The sequence below is a fragment of the Nonomuraea sp. LP-02 genome, from assembly GCF_036289125.1.
GTDB lineage: Bacteria > Actinomycetota > Actinomycetes > Streptosporangiales > Streptosporangiaceae > Nonomuraea > Nonomuraea bangladeshensis.
On the sequence record NZ_JAXCLK010000001.1, the window covers coordinates 8940089 to 8959864 of the forward strand.

The 19776-nt window shown below is 72.8% G+C and carries 19 protein-coding genes; 10 read left to right on the plus strand and 9 right to left on the minus strand.

Annotated elements, in window-relative coordinates; genetic code table 11:
* Window positions 1–37 precede the first annotated feature (37 nt).
* Together ctaD and SMD20_RS41625 are read left to right on the plus strand one after the other, a co-directional pair.
* Complete coding sequence (gene ctaD / locus SMD20_RS41620; protein ID WP_329591792.1) at window positions 38–1750, plus strand: aa3-type cytochrome oxidase subunit I; 1713 nt, start codon at window positions 38–40, stop codon at window positions 1748–1750.
* A complete protein-coding gene (locus SMD20_RS41625) occupies window positions 1747–2076 on the plus strand; it encodes a DUF3040 domain-containing protein (protein ID WP_329591793.1) in 330 nt (109 codons plus the stop codon). Before ctaD ends, SMD20_RS41625 begins: the two co-directional genes overlap by 4 nt.
* Here the strand turns inward: SMD20_RS41625 and SMD20_RS41630 are convergent.
* The 5 genes from SMD20_RS41630 to SMD20_RS41650 all read right to left on the minus strand — a co-directional run bounded on the left by SMD20_RS41630 (window position 2004) and on the right by SMD20_RS41650 (window position 7754).
* On the minus strand, window positions 2004–3179 hold the full coding sequence (locus SMD20_RS41630) for an acyl-CoA dehydrogenase family protein (RefSeq protein ID WP_329591795.1): 1176 nt from the start codon (window positions 3177–3179) through the stop codon (window positions 2004–2006). The genes SMD20_RS41625 and SMD20_RS41630 overlap by 73 nt on opposite strands.
* Before the next feature lie 23 nt (window positions 3180–3202).
* On the minus strand, window positions 3203–3808 hold the full coding sequence (locus tag SMD20_RS41635) for a hypothetical protein (protein WP_329591796.1): 606 nt from the start codon (window positions 3806–3808) through the stop codon (window positions 3203–3205).
* A 9-nt stretch (window positions 3809–3817) separates the two neighbouring features.
* Window positions 3818–4387 carry a DUF5709 domain-containing protein gene (locus SMD20_RS41640; RefSeq protein ID WP_329591798.1) on the minus strand — a complete coding sequence of 190 codons (570 nt, stop codon included), beginning with the start codon at window positions 4385–4387 and terminating at the stop codon, window positions 3818–3820.
* 111 nt (window positions 4388–4498) lie between these two features.
* Complete coding sequence (locus SMD20_RS41645) at window positions 4499–6760, minus strand: catalase (protein ID WP_329591799.1); 2262 nt, start codon at window positions 6758–6760, stop codon at window positions 4499–4501.
* 115 nt (window positions 6761–6875) lie between these two features.
* Window positions 6876–7754, minus strand: coding sequence for a diacylglycerol/lipid kinase family protein (locus tag SMD20_RS41650; RefSeq protein ID WP_329591800.1), 879 nt, complete (start codon window positions 7752–7754; stop codon window positions 6876–6878).
* Between the two features lie 126 nt (window positions 7755–7880).
* Here SMD20_RS41650 and SMD20_RS41655 point away from each other — a divergent pair, with 126 nt between their 5' ends.
* Window positions 7881–8612, plus strand: a complete 732-nt coding sequence (locus SMD20_RS41655; RefSeq protein WP_329591802.1) for a phosphatase PAP2 family protein — start codon at window positions 7881–7883, stop codon at window positions 8610–8612.
* A gap of 12 nt (window positions 8613–8624) precedes the next feature.
* Here SMD20_RS41655 and SMD20_RS41660 read toward each other — a convergent pair whose 3' ends face one another.
* Window positions 8625–8798, minus strand: coding sequence for a hypothetical protein (locus SMD20_RS41660; protein WP_329591804.1), 174 nt, complete (start codon window positions 8796–8798; stop codon window positions 8625–8627).
* Window positions 8799–8889: 91 nt separating this feature from the next.
* Here SMD20_RS41660 and SMD20_RS48520 point away from each other — a divergent pair, with 91 nt between their 5' ends.
* From SMD20_RS48520 to SMD20_RS41675, 3 genes are all read left to right on the plus strand, one after another.
* Window positions 8890–9291 carry a phosphatase PAP2 family protein gene (locus tag SMD20_RS48520; protein WP_442942631.1) on the plus strand — a complete coding sequence of 134 codons (402 nt, stop codon included), beginning with the start codon at window positions 8890–8892 and terminating at the stop codon, window positions 9289–9291.
* 1486 nt (window positions 9292–10777) lie between these two features.
* Entirely contained in the window at window positions 10778–11434 is a 657-nt protein-coding gene (locus SMD20_RS41670) for a response regulator transcription factor (RefSeq protein ID WP_091077263.1), read from the plus strand.
* Complete coding sequence (locus SMD20_RS41675; RefSeq protein ID WP_329591806.1) at window positions 11431–12573, plus strand: sensor histidine kinase; 1143 nt, start codon at window positions 11431–11433, stop codon at window positions 12571–12573. The genes SMD20_RS41670 and SMD20_RS41675 overlap by 4 nt, the downstream gene beginning before the upstream one ends.
* Here SMD20_RS41675 and SMD20_RS41680 read toward each other — a convergent pair.
* Window positions 12539–13459: a DNA-3-methyladenine glycosylase family protein gene (locus SMD20_RS41680; RefSeq protein ID WP_329591808.1), complete on the minus strand. Its 921-nt coding sequence runs from the start codon at window positions 13457–13459 to the stop codon at window positions 12539–12541. The two genes, SMD20_RS41675 and SMD20_RS41680, sit on opposite strands and share 35 nt — an antisense overlap.
* A 150-nt stretch (window positions 13460–13609) precedes the next feature.
* Between SMD20_RS41680 and SMD20_RS41685 the strand changes: the two genes are divergently transcribed.
* A complete protein-coding gene (locus SMD20_RS41685; protein WP_329591810.1) occupies window positions 13610–14506 on the plus strand; it encodes a hypothetical protein in 897 nt (298 codons plus the stop codon).
* Between the two features lies 1 nt (window position 14507).
* Here SMD20_RS41685 and SMD20_RS41690 read toward each other — a convergent pair whose 3' ends face one another.
* Window positions 14508–15458 (minus strand): sulfotransferase family protein, encoded by a 951-nt coding sequence (locus SMD20_RS41690; protein WP_329591811.1) that lies wholly within the window; start codon window positions 15456–15458, stop codon window positions 14508–14510.
* Between the two features lie 68 nt (window positions 15459–15526).
* Between SMD20_RS41690 and SMD20_RS41695 the strand changes: the two genes are divergently transcribed.
* From SMD20_RS41695 to SMD20_RS41705, 3 genes are read left to right on the plus strand one after another with little or no spacing between them, the layout of a single operon-like run.
* Window positions 15527–16873 carry a lanthionine synthetase LanC family protein gene (locus SMD20_RS41695; protein WP_329591813.1) on the plus strand — a complete coding sequence of 449 codons (1347 nt, stop codon included), beginning with the start codon at window positions 15527–15529 and terminating at the stop codon, window positions 16871–16873.
* A 57-nt stretch (window positions 16874–16930) separates the two neighbouring features.
* Window positions 16931–17248: an antitoxin gene (locus SMD20_RS41700; protein ID WP_329591815.1), complete on the plus strand. Its 318-nt coding sequence runs from the start codon at window positions 16931–16933 to the stop codon at window positions 17246–17248.
* A gap of 45 nt (window positions 17249–17293) precedes the next feature.
* Complete coding sequence (locus SMD20_RS41705) at window positions 17294–18784, plus strand: cobyric acid synthase (protein ID WP_329591817.1); 1491 nt, start codon at window positions 17294–17296, stop codon at window positions 18782–18784.
* Here SMD20_RS41705 and SMD20_RS41710 read toward each other — a convergent pair.
* Window positions 18726–19748, minus strand: coding sequence for a 1-acyl-sn-glycerol-3-phosphate acyltransferase (locus SMD20_RS41710; RefSeq protein WP_329591819.1), 1023 nt, complete (start codon window positions 19746–19748; stop codon window positions 18726–18728). The two genes, SMD20_RS41705 and SMD20_RS41710, sit on opposite strands and share 59 nt — an antisense overlap.
* Window positions 19749–19776: the final 28 nt, after the last annotated feature.

Genomic DNA, 19776 nt, shown 5'->3' on the forward strand with positions numbered 1-19776 from the left:
TGTTCGACGCGTGGTGCCCGCATGACGGAGAGTGGCGATGACGACGTACCGGCCTGGCGAGGAGCCCCTTACCTCACCGCTGGCGCCCGTGCGCCACCCCCGCAAGGGCGCGGTGATCGTGTCATGGCTGACGAGCACCGACCACAAGGTGATCGGCTACCTCTACCTCATCACGTCGTTCGTCTTCTTCACCCTGGCCGGGATCATGGCGCTGATCATCCGTGCCGAGCTGGCCCGGCCGGGCCTGCAGGTGGTGAGCCAGCAAGCGTACAACCAGCTCTTCACGCTGCACGGCACGGCGATGCTGCTGCTGTTCGCCACGCCGCTGTTCGCCGGCTTCGCGAACGTGATCATGCCGCTCCAGGTCGGCTCGCCGGACGTGGCCTTCCCCCGGCTGAACGCGGTCAGCTACTGGTTGTTCCTGTTCGGCGGGATCATCGTGTTCAGCGCCATCTTCACCAACTTCGGCTCGCCCGACTTCGGCTGGACCGCGTACACGCCGCTGTCGCGCGCCACCTACAGCCACGGCCAGGGCGGCGACCTGTGGGTGATGGGTCTGGCGTTGTCCGGTCTCGGCACGATCCTCGGCTCGGTGAACTTCTTCACCACCATCATCTGCATGCGGGCGCCGGGCCTCAGCATGTTCCGGATGCCGATCTTCACCTGGAACGTGCTGCTGACCAGCATGCTCGTGCTCATGGCGTTCCCGGTGCTGACGGCGGCGCTGCTCGCGCTGGAGGCCGACCGCAAGCTCGGCACCCACGTCTACGCGCCGGCCAACGGCGGGCCGATGCTCTGGCAGCACCTGTTCTGGTTCTTCGGCCATCCCGAGGTGTACATCATCGCGTTGCCGTTCTTCGGCATCATCACCGAGGTCATCCCGGTCTTCAGCCGCAAGCCGATCTTCGGCTACGTGGGGCTGGTGGGCGCGACCGTGGCCATCGCCGGGCTGTCGATGACGGTGTGGGCGCACCACATGTTCGCCACCGGGCAGGTGCTGTTGCCGTTCTTCTCGTTCATGACGTTCCTCATCGCGGTGCCGACGGGCGTGAAGTTCTTCAACTGGGTCGGCACGATGTGGCGCGGGTACTTGTCGTTCGAGACGCCGATGATGTTCGCGATCGGGTTCCTCGTCACCTTCCTGCTCGGCGGGCTGACCGGGGTCATCCTCGGCTCGCCGCCGCTGGACTTCCACCTGCACGACTCCTACTTCGTCGTCGCGCACTTCCACTACGTGGTGTTCGGGACCGTGGTGTTCGCCATGTTCTCCGGGTTCTACTTCTGGTGGCCGAAGATGACCGGCAGGATGCTCAACGACCACCTCGGCAAGTGGCACTTCTGGCTGCTGTTCATCGGCTTCCACACCACGTTCCTGGTGCAGCACTGGCTCGGGGCCCTGGGCATGCCGCGCCGCTACGCCGACTACAGCGCCGCCGACGGTTTCACCACGCTCAACGAGATCTCCTCCGTCGGCGCGTTCATCCTCGGCCTTTCGACGTTGCCGTTCCTCTACAACGTCTGGTGGACGGCCCGGCACGCCCCGCGCGTCACCGTGGACGACCCGTGGGGGTACGGCAACTCGCTGGAGTGGGCCACCTCCTGCCCGCCGCCCCGGCACAACTTCGACAGCATGCCGTTGATCCGCTCGGAGCGGCCCGCGTTCGACATGCACCACCCGCACACCTCCTATCGCCGCCACGACGAGGACGAGCTGCCGGGCCCGGAGAGCGGCGCCGGCATCGAGCGGTGAGCCTGTCCGACCGCGAGCGGCGGCTGCTGGCGGAGATCGAGCAGGACCTGCGCTGCGGCGATCCCGGCTTCACCCGCAGGATCGACGCGCTGAACCGCCAGGGGCCGCAGCGCTACGCCTGCCACGTGAGCAACCGCCAGATGGTGGGCGTGCTGCTCGTCGTGGTCGTGCTGAGCCTGCTGTCGGCGGTGATCCTCGTGCTGACCGCTCCCACGAGCACGCCGCGCGGCGGCTCGGGGAGCGGCCGGGCTCATCACACGAAGGCGCTCAGCCCCGTCACCGCGCGGCCCACGATGAGGGTGTTGATCTCGCGGGTGCCCTCGTAGGAGTAGAGCGCCTCGGCGTCGGCCACGAAGCGGCCGATGTCGTAGTCGAGCACGATGCCGTTGCCCGCGAGCAGCTCACGCGCCCAGCCGACGACCTCCCGCATCCGCGTCGTGCAGTACGCCTTGGCCAGCGCCGAGTGCTCGTCCCGGTAGGTGCCGGCGTCCTGGAGCTGGGCCAGCCGCACCACCATGCCGAGCGAGGCCGTGGCGTTGCCGAGCATCCGCACCAGCAGGTCCTGCACGAGCTGGAACTTGCCGATCGGCCGGCCGAACTGCTCGCGCTCCTTCGCGTAGGCGAGGGCGATCTCGTACGCGGCCAGCATCACGCCGACCGCCTGCCAGGCCACCCCGCTCCGGGTACGGCGCAGGATGCCGGCCGTGTCGCGGAAGGAGTTGGCGCCCTCCAGCCGGTTCGCCTCGGGCACCCGGCAGCCGTCGAGCGTGATGTCGGCGTTCTGGACCGAACGCAGCGCCATCTTGTTCTCGATCTTGGTGGCGGTGAAGCCGGGGGTGTCCTTCTCCACCACGAAGCCCTTGACGTGCCCGTCCTCCGCGTCGCGGGCCCAGACCACGACGAGGTCGGCGAAGGTGGCGTTGCCGATCCACCGCTTGGCGCCGTCCAGCACCCACGTGTCGCCCTCCCGCCGGGCCGTGGTGCGCATCCCGCCGGACACGTCCGAGCCCCCGTCCGGCTCGGTCAGCGCGAACGCGCCGATCTGCTCCATCGCGCTCATCGCCGGCAGCCAGCGCGCCCGCTGCTCGGCCGAGCCGCAGGCGGCGATGCTGCCCATGGCGAGCCCCGTGTGCACGCCGTAGAAGGTGGCCATCGACGGGTCGGCGTGCGCCATCTCCATCGCGAGGAAGCCGCTGAGCAGGCTGCTCGGCTTCGGCCCCGGCAGCTCCTCGAAGGCGAGGCCGGCGATCCCGAGCGAGGCGTACTCCTTCACCAGGTGGGTGGGGAACTCCGCGCGGGCCCAGTAGTCGTTGGCGATGGGGACGACCTTCTCGCGCAGGAACTCCCGCACCCGCAGCAGCGTCTCGCGCTCCTCGCCGGCCAGCAGTTCCTCGAACGCGTAGAAGTCCCCCGTCAGCAGCTCCGCCATCTCGCCCTTCCTCTTCTCGTCCGTCAGTAGGGGCGGCCGGTGCCCTCGCCGGGCAGGTAGCCGCCGTCGTCGTCGGCCGTGCGGCCGGAGCCGCCGTCCGGGTCGTCCTCGTCGGAGGCCACCCAGTCCACGCCCGCGCCGATGTGCTCGCCGCCGGGCAGGCCGGGCTCCTGCTCGGAGGGCGGCTCGCCCTCGTCGTCGATGACCATGCCGTGCTCGGCCTCGTCCACGGGGCCGGTGACGCGGAAGCCGGGGTCGCCGCCCTCGCCCTGCGGCTCCAGCCGGTCGGGCGGCATGGGGTGCGGGCTCGGGCCGTAGGTGGCGACGTGGCCCTCGATCTCGTCGGTACGCGCCGCGACCGCCTTCTCGTCGGAGCCCGCGGTCACGGGCCATTCGTCGTCGCGGCCGGTGGTGTACCCCATGGGCGTCGCGTAGCCGCTCGTCGGCTCGGCGTCGTCGCGGGGCTTCGACCCGGGGCTCGGGTTCGAGCCGCGGATCGAGGCGGGGCCGACGTCGCCGCCCATGTTGTGCAGCTCGGCGTCGAACGTCGTGCCCCGGTCCTGCTCGCGTCGTTTGTCGCGTTGCTCGCGTTCCGCACGCGTCTCCGCGGTGCGCTTCTCGTCAGACATGCCCTCTCCTCATTCGGGCTCGACCCGCATGGCGGCCTCTTCGGCGCTGTAGCCGCCCGAGTCCGGGCCCACCTCCGTGGCGATCTCGTCGGGCTCGGCGTCGCCGCGCGCCCCCTCGTCGGGCGCGACCAGCCGGCCGGCCCGGCGCGGCTCGTCCCAGACCTGGCCGGAGGGCTCCTCGGGCTGCGCCTCCCAGCCGGGGTCCACGTCGTCGTCGCGCTCGTAGCTCGTGTCCAGGTCCGCGCCGACGCCGAGGCCGCCCTCCTCGGTCACCCGCTCGACCTCGGGCGCGTCGTCCTGGTCGGTGGGCAGCCGGTCGGCCGTGGCGGACTCGGCCACGCCGAACACCGGCTGGTCCTCGGGAACCTCGCGGTCCAGCCGGCCGCTCAGCGACTCGCCCTGGATCTGCTCGTCGATGGTGGTGCCGAAGTCGTCCACCGCCACCGGGTGGTCGGCGGGCAGCGGGGCCTCCTGCGGGTCCACCGCCCACTGTTGCTGGGGCGTGCCGTCCTGCAGGTCGGGGATGCCCTCGTCCTCGAAACGGGAGCGAGGGTCATGCTCGGGTGTGTGGTGACTCATGTTTTCGCCCCTACCCATACGTCGCAAAAGGCCACTTAACAGGCGTGATCCTCTTCGGGCACGACCCGGAAGGTGGGGGCCGGGTGCGCGGACCCGGCCCCCACCGTACGATCAGGCGGCCGGCGGGAACCGCTCCCACACCCGGTGCGCCCCCAGCAGCCCGATCGTCTCGCGCAGGACCTGCTCGCCGTCCTCGCCAACGATCACGCCGGGCGCCCGCTCGGGCACGCCCGCCTGGGTGAGCACCTGTGCCGCCGTGCCCCAGCCGCCGATCGCCTTGGCGTGCCGGTACACCTCCATCACCATGAGCACGACGCGCGGGTCCACGGCCGCGTCCGGCAGGAGGTTGCCCGCCTTGGCGTCGCGCGCCCCGAAGGCGTCCTTGCCCGGCGCCGGCGCGCCCGCCAGCAGCAGGGCGTCGAACTCGACCGAGCGCGCGGTCAGGAACGTCCGCTGCACCGGCATCGTCCCCAGCATGCCGCCCTTCGGCGCGATGATCAGCGGCACCATGCCGGCGGCCAGCACGGCCTCCCGCACCGCGCCGACCACGCCGAGGTCGCAGGACTCGTCGGCGACGATGCCGATGACCCGCCCGTCGGTCGGCCACTCGCGGCCCACCTGCGACAGCGCGGGGCTCGGCGCCAGTTCGGCCGGCGGCTCGGTCGGCTCCGGCGCCGGCAGCCCCAGCCCCTGGGCGACCTCACGGCACAGCACCGGGTCGATGTTGGCCAGCACCCTGAGCTGCCGCTCCTTCACCGCCTGCTCGTAGCACTTGCCCAGCTCGAAGGTGTAGGCGTCGATGATGTGCTCCTTCTCGACAGGAGACATGCTGCGCCAGAACAGCCGCGGCTGACTGAAGTGGTCGGCGTACGAGGCGGGCGCCTCGCGCACCTTCCGCCCCGCCACCTCCAGCGGCACCTCGACGTAGCCGCCCTCGGCCGCGCCCGCCTGGAAGGGACAGCCGCCGTCCAGCGAGTTCGGCCGGTACGGCGCCACCCCCCGGTGCACCGCGTCCTGGTGGAAGCCGTCCCGCAGCATGTCGTTGACCGGGGCGTGCGGCCGGTTGATCGGGATCTGCGGGAAGTTGGGCCCGCCGAGCCGGGTGAGCTGCGTGTCCAGGTAGGAGAACAGCCGGGCGGCCAGCAGCGGGTCGTCGGTGATGTCGATGCCGGGCACCAGGTGGCCGGCGTGGAAGGCGACCTGCTCGGTCTCGGCGAAGAAGTTGGAGGGGTTGCGGTTGAGCTCCATCAGGCCGATCGGCTGGACCGGCGCCAGCTCCTCGGGCACGATCTTCGTCGGGTCGAGCAGGTCGATGCCCTCGAACGTCTGGTCAGGGGTGTCGGGAAAGGTCTGGACGCCCAGCTCCCACCGCGGGTACGCGCCCGCCTCGATCGCGTCGGCGAGGTCGCGCCGGTGGTAGTCGGGGTCCACGCCGTTGATGAGCTGCGCCTCCTCCCACGTCAGGGAGTGCACGCCGAGCTTCGGCTTCCAGTGGAACTTCACCAGCGTCGTCGCGCCCTCGGCGTTGACCAGGCGGAAGGTGTGGACGCCGAAGCCCTCCATCATCCGGAAGGAGCGGGGGATGCCGCGGTCCGACATGTTCCACATCGTGTGGTGGGTGGCCTCGGTGTGCAGGGAGACGAAGTCCCAGAACGTGTCGTGGGCGCTCTGCGCCTGCGGGATCTCCCGGTCGGGGTGCGGCTTGCCCGCGTGGATGACGTCGGGGAACTTGATGCCGTCCTGGATGAAGAACACCGGGATGTTGTTGCCGACCAGGTCGTACACGCCTTCCGTGGTGTAGAACTTGGTCGCGAAGCCGCGCGTGTCGCGTACGGTGTCGGCCGAGCCGCGCGAGCCGAGCACGGTGGAGAACCGCACGAAGACCGGCGTCTCGGCCCCTTCGGCGAGGAAGGCGGCCTTGGTGATGTTCGCGGCGGTGCCGTAGGAACGGAAGACGCCGTGGGCGGCCGAGCCGCGGGCGTGCACCACCCGCTCAGGGATCCGCTCGTGGTCGAAGTGCATGATCTTCTCGCGCAGGTGGAAGTCCTGCAGCAGCACCGGGCCGCGCGGGCCGGCCTTGAGCGAGTGGTCGGTGTCGGGCAGCCGCACCCCCTGGGCGCTGGTCAGGAACGCGCCGCCCTGCGCCACCGCGTCCTGCGACGCGCCCGTCGGCTGCCCGGTGGGGGAGTAGGTGTCCGGCCCCGTCTGGTCGGGCTTCGGCGCCAGCGGCTCGCGCGGCTCGACCGGCTCCTCGAGCGAGGGCGGCTCGCTGTTCGGGACGCCGGGGATCTCGGCCTTCTCCGGGTGACCGTGGTGGGCGACGGTGTCCACGACCTTCTCGACCGCCGACTTGATCGGGTTTGACTCGCTCATGGGTAGCTACTCCTCGGCACGCGCCGTGACATGGGTGTCTTACTGTCAGGCGTCGTTCGCTACCCAGGCCGGCCGCGGCCATACCGGAGAGTCCAGGTCAAGGCGGTGACACCGGTCACCTCGGCAGGCAGATCGTGAGCGCGCCGGGCGCGGCCGCGGCCTCGATCTCCGTGACGCTGTCCCGGTCGCCGCCGTCCAGCTCGTACGTCAGCGGCGACCCGAACTTCGCCGTCACCTTGCGCGCCCGCGTGATCCGCACGAACGGCGACTCGTCGGAGCGCCCGGCCGCCATCCTGCCGAGCACCCGCGCCCACTGCACCGGGCCCTTGGCGGTCGAGACGCCCACGTCCAGCCAGCCGTCGTCCGGCCGGGCGTCGTCGAACGCCTCGATGCCGCCCGCGATCGTGCTCACGTTGCCCAGCAGCAGGCAGCTCGCCATGCCGTCGAACCAGGTGGTGCCGTCGACGTCGATCGTCATCGGCACCAGCGGGCCGCCGACGCCCTGGACGGCCGCCTTGACGTAGCTCAGCCTGCCGAGCTTCCGCTTGGCCGCCCCGTCGGTCGCGGCGATCATCTCCGCGTCGAACCCGGCCCCGGCCATGACGGCGAAGTGCTCGCCGTTGACCACGCCCAGGTCCAGCCGCTCGCGCCGCCCGTGGAAGCCGATCCGCACGGCCTCCTCCAGGTCGATGGGGATGCCGAGGTTGCCGGCGAACAGGTTCGCGGTGCCGGCGGGCAGGATGGCCATCGGCACCTTGGAGTCGGCGAGCGCGTCGGCGCACCGCTGCACCATGCCGTCGCCGCCCCAGACGAACACCAGCTCGGCGCCCTTCTTCAGCGCCTTGCGCACCTTCTTGGGCGCCTTCTTGCTCTTCGGCACCTCGTACCAGAGCAGGTCGCCGACGCCTTCCTCGGTGATGAGCACCCGGAGCCGGTCCAGGCCGGCGCCTAATGTCTTCTTGCGGTGGGCGATCACCGCCACGGTGGGGGACATGTCTCTCCGACTACCCGCGCCGCGGCTTCTCAGACGGAGCATTAATCGCGGCATTGATCGCGGCATTAATCGCGCGCCGACTGGGTAGCCGTGGCGAACGCGCAACCGAGGGAAAGGACGGGAAATGTGAGGCTTCCACAGCTCAAAGATCCTGAACGCGGTCTCGGGCTGCGGCTGGCGCTGGCGAGTCTCGCCGTCGCGCTGATCATGATCCCGTTCACCCTCCTCCTCGTCGTGGCCAAGATGCCGCTGAACGGCCTGGATCACGGGGTCGCGGTGGATCTGCACGCGTACGCGCTCGCCCATCCCGGCGTGACCACGGTGCTGATCGTCTGGACGGACCTGTTCGGGCCGTGGCCGTGGCGGATCGCGGTCGGCCTGTACGCCGCCTGGCTGCTCTACCGGGGCGCGCCGCGCCTGGCCGCGTGGGCGGTCACCACGATGGTCGTGGGCGGGCTGCTCGGGCTCGCGCTGAAGGTCGTCGTGGCCCGGGCCAGGCCGCACCTCCCCGACCCGGTCGCGCTCGCGCCGGGCGACTCGTTCCCGTCGGGCCACGCGGTCAACGTGACGCTCGGCGTGGGCGTGATCGTCCTGCTCCTGCTGCCCTCGCTGCCTCGGTGGGGGCGGCGGCTGGCGTGGGCGGCGGGCTGGTTCGTGGTGCTGTCGGTGGCGTACACGCGGGTGGCGCTCGGCGTGCACTGGGTGAGCGACGTCGTGGGCGGCATCGTGCTGGGCGTGGCGGTGATCGCCGCCACGGCGGCGGCGTTCGAGACCTGGCGCCGCACGCAGGGGCGCAGACCGGCCTCGCCGGTGAGCGAAGGAGTGGAACCGGAATCGGTGAAGGTGACCCATGAGTGAGCACGTGAAGTACTACGCCTCGACGATCTTTTTACCGCTGGTGCTGCTGGCCGCCGTGACGTACGGGGTCGGCCGGGCGATCCTCGCCTGGCCGACCGGGGAGGCCGGACTGAGCCGGGCGCTGGCCGCCGACCGCACCTCCGAGTGGAACACCCTCACCGACTTCGGCAGCAGCCTGTCCGACACGCCCTACATCGTGGCGCTCACGGCGATCGCCGCGATCGCCTTCCGGCTGGTGTGGAAACGCTGGCTGGAGTCGGTCTTCCTGATCGTCGCGGTGTGGAGCCAGTCACTGGTCTTCCTCGGGACCACCGAGGTCGTCGGCCGGCACCGGCCGCCGGTGGAGCACCTCGACCCGGCCCCGCCCACCTCCAGCTTCCCGTCCGGGCACGTCAGCGCGGCGGTCGCGTTCTACTGCGGCTTCGCCCTCGTGCTCGCCACGCACACCCGCAACCGGGCGCTGCAGGTGGTGATCTGGGTGCTCGGCGTCGCCGCGCCGCTGAGCGTGGCGTTCTCCCGCCTGTACCGGGGCATGCACTTCCTCACCGACGTGACCTGGGGCCTGCTGCTCGGCCTGGTCTGCGTGGTCGTGGCGGCGCGGGCCATCCTGTTCCGGCGCAAGGGTGCGGAGGGCCGGCCGGCGGTCGCCCTGACGAAGACGCAGGCGCAGGCGTCCTGACGCGAGCGCGGCGGCCAGGCACGCGGGCGGGATGGCGGGCAGCACGTACCGGTGGTCGAAGTCGAGCGCGGCCACCGGCGCCACCAGCAGGAACATCGCGAACGCCCACGGCATCAGCACGGCCCGCCGCTCCCGGCCCGCGGCCACGCCGAGCCCGCCCGCGACCAGCAGCACCCCGAGCAGCGGGCCGTGCAGCGCCCACGGGTACGGGTAGGCGGCCAGGACCGACGCGTACGGCTCCACGGACGACATCCCGCTGATGTCCGGGTCGTACTCGGCGCGGACCTTCCCGATGAGCGCGTGCTCCTCGGGCAGCGACCACGACCCGACGGGGAAGGTCGAGGCGGGCACGACCCGTTTCGGATGCGCGACCGGCTCCCAGGTGAAGGCCAGCGAGGTGTCCTTGATGACCTCACGCAGGTAGTCGAGCGGCTGGGCGGCGATCGCGGCGAGGGCGAACGACCTCGCCGCGTCGTTGTGCGTGAAACGGTCGCCGGGCAGGCGGTTGAGCGCGGAGCCCGGTGCCCAGACGTACTCGGAAGCGGCGTCCACGACGGTGCCGTTCGGGCAGAGCGGGGCCAGGTCGGGCGGCGGCTTGATCACCGAGCAGTCGGCGAACGTCATCGTGCGCGCCCACAGCGCCACCCCGTCCGAGCCGCTCAGGCCGAACCTGCCGTGGTGCTGGGCGTACCAGCCGGCGTAGGCCAGCAGCGGCAGGCCGCCCGCGAGCGCCAGCGCGACGAGTGGCCGCCAGTGCCGCCAGGGCGTGCGGCGCAGCAGCAGCCAGAGCGCGGCCAGGCCGAGCAGCGGCACGGCGGCGGTGCGGGTCAGCCCGGCCAGCGCGAGCAGCAGGCCCGCCGCGGCCGCGGCCCGGACGGAGATCTGCCCGGGCCGCCACATGAGCGCCAGCAGCGCGGCCGTGACCAGGAAGATCACCTGGAGGTCGGACAGCACCGCGTGCTCCAGGCGGACGAACGGCGGGGCGAACAGGACCGGCAGGGTCGCCGGCGCCGCCCCCCAGCCGGGCAGCGAGTGCCGGCGCAGCAGGGCGTACATCATCACCGCGATCCCCAGGCCCATCACGTGCTGGACCGCGACCACGAGCCGGACGCTGTGGAAGGGAAGCAGCGCCCACAGGAACCACGAGTACCCGGCGGGGTGGAAGGTGCCCTGCGGCTTCATGTGCACGGCGGTGTCCAGGTAGGTGAAGGAGTCGTACCAGTAGACCTGTGCCGTGTCGTAGCCGAGCATGACCAGCACGCGCAGCGCGGCGGCCAGGGCGAGCACGCAGCAGAACAGCCGGTGCGTCCGGAGCAGGCGGGCGGTCACGGACGTCCTCCCGTACGTCGGGCCGGTCGTTCCGGCCGTAGGCAGGGCAGTCCAGCGAATGACCGATAACCTGATCGTCACCAGATGTGGTTATGCGGGCGTTATGTGGGTTCGGCGAGGATCTTCGCCGTTCGTGGATCTCGCAAGGGGGGCGCGCATGCGGGTGCTGGTGGCCGAGGACGAGAAGATGCTCGCCGACTCGATCGCCGAGGGGCTGCGGGGCGAGGCGCTGGCGGTGGATGTCGCCTACGACGGTGAGGCGGCGCTGGAACGCCTCGCCGTGCACGACTACGACGTGCTCGTCCTCGACCGCGACCTGCCCCAGGTGCACGGCGACGAGGTGTGCAGGACCGTGGTGGAGAAGGAGTGGCTGGTCAGGGTGCTGATGCTGACCGCCGCCAGGGACGTGCGCGACCGCGTGCGCGGCCTGTCGCTGGGGGCCGACGACTACCTGCCCAAGCCGTTCGCGTTCGAGGAGCTGGTGGCGCGCGTGCACGCGCTCGGCCGCCGCGCGAGGAGGGCCGACCCGCCCCTGCTGGAGCGGGCCGGGGTCCGGCTGGACTGGGCGCACCGGCAGGTGTTCCGCGACGGCGTGTACGTGCCGCTGGCGCGCAAGGAGTTCGGCGTGCTGGCCGAGCTGCTGCGCGCCCGTGGCGCGGTCGTCTCGGCCGAGGACCTGCTGGAGAAGGTGTGGGACGAGCACATCGACCCGTTCACCAACACCGTGCGCACCACGGTCATGAAGCTGCGCAAGAAGCTCGGCGAGCCCCAGGTCATCGAGACCGTGCCGGGATCGGGCTACCGAATCCCATGAGCGCGCGTCTCCGCTTCGCCGTGGCCTGCGCCGTGGTGTTCCTCGTGCTCGGCGCCCTCGTGCTCGCCGGCGTGTGGCTCGTCGTGCGCTCCAACCTCGAATACCGCGCCGACCTGCTCACCCCCGCCTGCACGCAGGACGGGGTCTGCAGGAACGACCCGCTGTACGAGGTGGGGCGCCGGCAGGCGATGCGGGTGCGCGCCGCCTACCAGCGCGACACCCTCAAGGCCGTGCGCGACGTCGGCGCGCTCGTCGTGGTGGCGGGGGCGGCGGGGGCGTTCGGGGTCGGCTGGCGGACGGCCGGCTGGGTGCTGCGACCACTGCGGCGGATGACCGAGACCGCCCGTCAGGTCGCCCAGAGCCACGACCTCACCGAGCGCATCTCCTACGACGGCCCGCGCGAGGAGGTCAAGGAGCTGGCCGACGTCTTCGACACCATGCTCGGCCGGCTGGCCCGCTCGTTCGACGCGCAGCGCAAGTTCGTCGCGAACGCCTCCCACGAGCTGCGCACCCCGCTGACCATCAACAGGACCCTCGTGGACGTGGCCGTGCGCCGGCCCGACGCCACCGACGACGTCAAACGGCTCGGCGAGTCGCTGCTGCTGGTCAACGCCCGGCACGAACGCCTCATCGACGGCCTGCTGGCGCTGGCGGAGGGCGAGCAGGCGGTGCTGGACCGGCGGCCGTTCGACCTGACCGACGTGGCCGAGCACGTGCTCGACCAGGCCGCCGCCGAGGCCGCCGAGCGGGAGGTGACCATCCACCGGCTGCTCGACCCCGCGCCGACCACCGGCGAGGCGGTGCTGGTGGAGCGGCTGGTGCAGAACCTGCTGGAGAACGCGATCCGGCACAACCACCCGAAGGGCGAGGTCTGGCTCTCGACCCGGCGCAGGGCCGAGCGGGTCGAGCTGGTGGTGGCCAACACGGGGCTGCCCGTGCCGGCCTACGAGATCGAGACGATCTTCGAGCCGTTCCGGCGGCTGCACGGCGACCGGCTGCGCTCGGACCGGGGGAGCGGGCTCGGCCTGTCGATCGTCAAGGTCATCGCCGAGGCCCACGGTGGCACGGTCACGGGTTGGCCGCGCGAGGAGGGCGGCCTGACCATCACCGTCGAGCTGCCGGTGGACCCGGCGGCGTGAGCGCCTCGTCGTCGAGGGTGCCGTAGGCCGTGGCGCGGAACAGGAAGGACGCCCACGAGCGGTAGGGGCGCCACGCCTCGGCCAGTTCGCGGTAGGCGACCGGCGGGGCGTCCTCGGGCAGTCCGTACGCCTCCCGCAGGATCGCGAACAGCCGAGGCTCGTCGCCGGGGAAGGCGTCCGGCGCGCCCGCGCCGCGGATCAGGATGAGCCCGGCGGAGAACGGCCCCACCCCGGGCAGGGCCCGCAGCTCGGCCAGCGCCTCCTCGGGGGCGAGCGAGCGCAGGTGCTCGGTGGTCAGCACGCCGTCGAGCGCCGCCCGCGCCAGCCCGCGCACCCACTCCTCCTTCTGCGCGGGCAGCCCGAGCCCGCCCGCCTCCAGCAGCGACACCGGCGGCGGGAACGCCTGGAACGCCTGCTCGTCCACGACGACCTCGGCGCCGAAGCGCGCGGCGATGCGCTGCTTGACGCGCGAGGCGACGAGCATCGACGAGCGCTGCACGATGACCGCCCAGCACGCCGCCTCCCATGGGCTCCAGAAGCACAGCGGGCGCAGGCCGGGACGCCGCCGCTGCACGTCGCCGAGCACGGGATCGGCTTCGCCGATCTTGGCGAAGCCCGTGCCGTCGACGTCGAGCGAGAAGATCCGCGCCACCTCGCCGCGGATCGACGGGCCCGCCGGCCGCGTGGTGGCCACCTCGACCCCGCCGGGCGCGGCCGTCACCCGCACCCCGATCGGCTTCCAGTCGTGCTCCGCGCAGTAGGCGAAGCGCAGCGCCCGCCCGTCGGAGGGCAGCGCGCTGGTGGCCGGCCAGTCCTCGGCGAAGCGCAGGCAGCCGCCGAAGTCGAACGGGCCGTCGGCGGTGATCGTGAATCCGTGCGGGGTCATACCCGTAGGGTAGAAGCAGCCCCCGACAGACCCGGTTCGCTCCACCGGAACGCCCCCGATTCCCGCTAAAGTCCATAGGCAATGAGGAGAATCCTAAAGAAGGGGCAAGCGGCGATGTCCGGCACCCATTCCAGCCCTACGCTCGGTCCCATGCCGATCGACGAGAACGCCCTTCTGCCCGACCCCGACCGCGCCCGCGTGGCGATCGGGCCGCCGTCGCCGGGGGAGGGGCACTGGGCGGGCGCGCCCAGCGCCGTCGCCGCCGGCGGGCTCATTTATCTGGCCTACCGCCTGCGCCGCCCCATCGGGCAGGGCCGCGGCTACGCGGTGGCGATCGCCCGCTCCGTGGACGGCGAACGCTTCGAGACGCTCGCCACGATCACGCGGGAGGAGATGGACGCCGAGTCGCTGGAGCGGCCCACCCTCGTCCAGCTGCCCGACGGACGCTGGCGGCTCTACCTGAGCTGTGCCACCACCGGCACCAAGCACTGGCGGGTGGAGGTGCTGGAGGCCGACGAGCCCGGCGCGTTCGACCCGCGCACCCGCATGACGGTCCTGCCCGGCGACCCGAAGACCGGGGTCAAGGACACGGTGATCGTCCGGCGGGACGGCGTGTGGCACCTGTGGGCCTCCTGCCACCCGCTCGCCGACCCCGACGAGGCCGACCAGATGGTCACCGACTACGCCACCAGCGCCGACGGCCTGGAATGGACCTGGCAGGGCACGGCGCTGACCGGCCGGCCGGGGATGTGGGACGCGCGCGGCGTCCGCGTGAGCGCGGTGCGCTTCGACGGCGACCGGGTGGTGGCCTTCTACGACGGCCGGGCCGGCGCGGAGGAGAACTACGAGGAGCGCACCGGCATCGCGGTCGGGGCCGACCCGGCCGCGCTGACCCCCGTGGGCGAGCGGCCCGCCGCGCGGTCACCGTACGGCGGGGGCGGCCTGCGCTACCTGGAGCTCGTGGACCTGCCCGGCGGCGGGACCCGCCTCTACTACGAGTACACCCGCGCGGACGGCGCCCACGAGCTGCGCACCGAGCTGCGCTAGCTCACCCCTGGCCGCGGCCGTTGCGTGACTGCCGCTGCCCCGGCGGCCGGACGCCGACCAGGCCGCCGGAGCGTTCCCTCGGCCGCAGCCAGTCGCCGAAGTCCTCGCCGGTGACCCGCTGGAGCAGCGCGACGTCCTCGGCGAAGTACGGGATGAGCCGCTGCCGCTGCTCCCACGACAGCGGGCGGCGGGCCTCGCCCCGGTGCTGGAGCAGGCTCTCGATCGGCCGGGCCAGGGCGGGCAGGCGGCGGGCCAGCGTGGACAGCACGGCGTGCCGGGCGCCGGGGGCGGGGTGCGCGGTCACGTTCCGCCGGGGCACCTCGGTGAGCAGCCCCTGCCGCACGCCGAGGAAGGCGCAGATGCGGTCGAGGGTCTCGGCCGGGCGGTCCACGACGTCCCGGTAGCGGAAGACGAGCACCTGCTCGCGCGGGAACAGCTCGTACAGGTCGGCCAGTTGCTCGCCGTAGCGGCCGAGGCCGACGTAGTGCCAGAAGTGCGACCAGCCGGCGGCGACGCGCTCCGGCTCGGCCTCGCAGGCGCGTACGAGGTCGCCGATCGGCTCCAGCCCCGCCGACCAGAGGTGCGTCCAGTTGGAGTGGGCGCGCTCGACCGGGTCCCGCAGCGACACGATGATCCGGACATTCGGGACGAGGGCCCGGATCCGGCGGCGCGCTCCGGCGTCGTAGAGGTAGAACGGGGTGGACTCGCCGGTCAGCGCGCCCGGAGGGGCGTCCGCGAACAGCGCCTCGTACTCCTCGCGCCGCCAGACGTGCTCCCGGTAGGTCTCCACGTCGCCGGGGCCGCCGTGCTCGGGCGGCGGGCCGTCGGTGAGGAAGAACTTCGGTTCCTTGATCGTGGGCAGGTAGAGTTCGGGATGCTGCCGCAGCGCTGTGTGCAGGGCGGTCGTGCCGGCTTTGGGCACGCCCGCGATCAGGAAATCGGGCAGGGCCACCGTCTTCCCTCCAGACGACTCGGACAACACCCTAATTTTCCTACCAGAAGTGTGGGATAATCAAACGTATGGGTTTGGACAAGACCCGCTCGCCGCGCGAGCGTGCCGAGACGCCCTTGACCGCCGCCATCCTGGCGGGCCGGTGGATCCGCACCGCCGCCCGCGACGACGCCGCCGGTCGCACCTGGGCCGCCAACCCGGACGCCCGCGGGCGCTCCGCGCTGGCCGCCCCCGAGCCCGCCTCCCTCTACGCAGGGTCGGCCGGCATCGTCCTGTTCTTCCTGGAGCTCGCCGCGGCGACCGGGCACGAGGCGTACCTGGAGGACGCCGCGGCCGGGGCGAGACGGCTCGCGGCCACCTGGCGCGAGCAGCAGGACCTGACCCTCTACCACGGGCTCACCGGCACCGTCGTGGCGCTCGCCGAGGCCGGCTGGGCGCTCGGCGACGAACGGCTGGAGTCGGCGGCACGGGACGCGGCCGAGCACGTCGTCCGGTCCGCCCGGCCGCTCCCCGGCGGCCCCGGCTGGACCGGCGACCCCGCCCAGCGCGGCGACGGCGGCATCGTGCTCGGGCTGCTGCGCGCCGCCACCGCACTCGGCGTGCCGGGCCACGAGGAGATCGCGGTCGAGGCGGGCGAGCGCATCGCCGGGCTCGCCGTCCCCGGCCACCGCTTCGGCGACTGCCCCGACCTGCCCACGGACGCCGTCACCCCCGGGTTCCTGGCCGGCACTGCGGGGACCGCGTTCCTCCTCGCCCGCCTGTACGGCGTCACCGGCGAGACGCGCTTCCTGGAGGCGGCCAACCGGGGGGCGGGCTTCGTCCGCGAGGTCAGCGTCCTCTCCGAGCGGTGCGCGCTGGTGCCCCACCACGTGCCGCAGGGGCGCGGCCTGCACTACCTCGGGTTCTGCTCCGGCTCGGCGGGCGTGGCGCGGATGTTCCAGGAGCTGCACCGGGTCACCGGCGAGCCGGGCCACCTCGAATGGGTGGAGCGGCTGGCCGGCGGCATCGTCCGCAGCGGCGTGCCGGAACGGCGCACCCCCGGCTTCTGGAACACGGCCTGCCAGTGCTGCGGCTCGGCCGGGCTGCTGGAGCTGTTCACCGGCCTCTGGGCGGAGACCGGCGACGCCACCTACCTCACCTACGCCCGCGGGCTCGCCCGCCACCTCATCGGCGCGGCCACCGACCACGACGACCGCGGGTTCCGCTGGTACCAGGCATACCGGCGGTTACGGCCGGGCGAGGTGAGCGCGGACACCGGCTACATGGTGGGCGCGGCCGGCATCGGCGCGGCGCTGCTCCACCTCGACGCCGCCCTGCGGCCCAGGCAGGCCCGCCGCGTCATCCTCCTGCCCGACAACCCGTTCCCCTCGATCCCCGTGCCCGCGGCGCACCTGACCGACCCCGGCCCGGCCTGACGTGACTGTCCGGCCTCGCGGGGTAGGGGGGCCGGGTAACCGACACGAGGGGGCGTCATGAGCCGCATCGCGGAATGGCTGAAGAAGGCCGAGAACCTGGCCCGCGGGCACTCCAAGCAGGCCGACCAGATGCTCGACCGGGCCGAGCGGTTCGCCAAGGAACGCACCGGCCACAAGTACGACGAGCACATCGAGAAGGGCGCGGACGCCGTCCAGCGCCGCTACGGCGGCGGCACCACGAGCGGGACCACGGGCGGGACCACGGGCGCCGGCGGGACCACCGAGGGCGCCGGCCCGACGCCGGCCGAGCGCGAGCAGATGTCCGCCCAGCACGACCCCACCGGCGAGCCCTACCGGCGCGGCCCTCAGGGCTGACCCGCACGATCACCGGCGCCACCGGGGCTCCGGTACGGTGATCGCATGGTCACCGGAGGGCTGCTCGTCGCGGGCACCACGTCCGACGCGGGCAAGAGCGTCGTCACCGCGGGCATCTGCCGCTGGCTCGCCCGCCAGGGCGTGCGCGTGGCGCCGTTCAAGGCGCAGAACATGTCGCTCAACTCCTACGTGACCCCCGGTGGCGCCGAGATCGGCCGCGCCCAGGCGGCGCAGGCGCAGGCCGCCGGCCTGGAGCCGGTCGCCGACATGAACCCGATCCTGCTCAAACCGGGCGGCGAGCGCCGCAGCCAGGTCGTCCTCATGGGCCGGCCGGTCGCCGACGTCGACGCCATGGAGTACGCCGAACTCAAGGACCTCCTCCGCACCACCGCCCTGGAGTCCCTGGCCCGGTTACGGGACCAGTACGACGTGGTGGTGTGCGAGGGCGCGGGCAGCCCCGCCGAGATCAACCTGCGCCGCACCGACCTCGCCAACATGGGCCTGGCCAGGGCCGCCGGCCTGCCCGTCGTCGTGGTCGGCGACATCGACAGGGGAGGCGTGTTCGCCGCGTTCCACGGCACCGTCGCCCTGCTGGAGCCCGCCGACCAGGCGCTCGTCGCCGGGTTCGTGATCAACAAGTTCCGCGGGGCGCGAGAGCTGCTGGAGCCCGGCCTCGACATGCTGCGCGAGCTGACCGGCCGGCACGTCTACGGCGTGCTGCCCTGGCTCGACGGCCTCTGGCTGGACGTCGAGGACTCCCTGGCGCTCGACGCCCGCCACGTCGCCGCCCGCCCGCCGCACGGCCGGCAGACCCTGCGCGTCGCGGTCGTCCGGCTGCCGCGCATCTCCAACTTCACCGACCTCGACGCGCTGGCCGCCGAACCGGGCGTCGTCGTCCGCTTCGTCACCGGCCCGGCCGAGCTGGACGACGCCGACCTCGTCGTGCTGCCCGGCTCGCGCGCCACGGTCGACGACCTGCGCTGGCTGCGCAGGACGGGCCTCGCCGCGGCCATCGCCGAGCGGAAGGGGCCGGTGCTCGGCGTGTGCGGCGGCTTCCAGATGCTCGGGCGCGAGATCGTGGACGAGGTCGAGTCGGGCGCGGGCCGGGTCGAGGGGCTCGGCCTGCTGCCGTCGCGGGTCGAGTTCGCCCCGGACAAGCGGCTCGGGCGGCCGGAGGGCACGGCGTACGGGCAGCCGGTACGCGCCTACGAGATCCACCACGGGCGGGTCACCGTGGAGGGCGGGGAGCCGTTCCTCGACGGCTGCCGGGCCGGCGACGTGTGGGGCACCACCTGGCACGGCGCGCTGGAGAACGACGGCTTCCGCCGCGCGTTCCTCGCCGACGTGGCCGCGCGGGCCGGGCGCGACTTCGTCCCGGCGCCCGGCACCGACTTCGCCGCGCTCAGGGAGGCCAGGCTGGACGCGCTCGGCGACCTCGTGGAGCGCCATCTCGACACCGGCGCGCTGCTGCGGCTGATCAGCGACGGGCCGCCGGAGGTGCCGTTCCTTCCGCCGGGTGCTCCCGCCGCTCGCTGATCCAGGCGTCGGCGCGCGCCCAGTTGTCGTACAGCCAGCGCACGCCCTCCTCGCGCCCTCGCGGCACCTCGGCGGCCGGGACCCGCCACCACGTCGCGGAGATGCGCACGGTGTAGGGCAGCCTGCGCCACACGTCCCCCAGCGTGACCAGGTCGTCGAGGCCGGTGTGCGCCACGAACACCACGTCGGCGTCCGGGCAGGCGGCGATCGCGGCGAGCGCGCCGTTCGGCCGGGGCGGCAGCACGTGCTTCATGCGGCGGGCCCGCTCGGCCTCCTCCGTCAGCCCCTTCGCCGCCAGGCGGCGGATCGCCACCCGGCGGCGGCGCGGGCTGAAGTTCGCGCCCTCCGGGAAGATCACCAGGGCGTCCCGCTCGCCCATCGTGCCGGCCAGGCGGCGGATCTCCTCGACGATGCGGCGGCGGCCGGAGCGGCGGGGGACGAACGCGTTCGGCAGCCGGTTGACCATCACGTCGAGCGTGGGATCGTACTGGAGCGCGGCCTTCATCACGATCCGCGGCCGCCGGCCGTGGGTCAGGAGCAGGCGGTGGATCAGCAGGAACGAGTCGCCGGGGCCGGCGTGCCTGGACAGCACGATCAGCGGCCGGGGCGGCGCGTCGTCCGCGCAGGGCGGGCCCTCGACGTCCACGGTCAGGCGGAAGATCCGCACGGCGGCGCCGTACACGCGCGACAGGAACCACCCGACGAGCGCGTAGTGCCGCTCCTGGTGGCGGGCCCCGCCCGCCACCCACAGCCACAGGCAGGCGATCAGCACCAGCGACTCCAGCGTCAGCCAGGCGACCCCGAACCACACGAACCGCGGCGCCCGCCGCTGCGGCGGCGGCAGCCCCAGCGAGGCGACGGCCGCGACGACGAGCCACAGCGGCAGCGTGACCAGCATGGCCACCGTCACCAGGACGATCAGCGGCGCCAGCACGACCCGGCGCAGGATACGTGGGGGGAGCAACACGGCCTCCCTGGACGTAGGTTGTCCT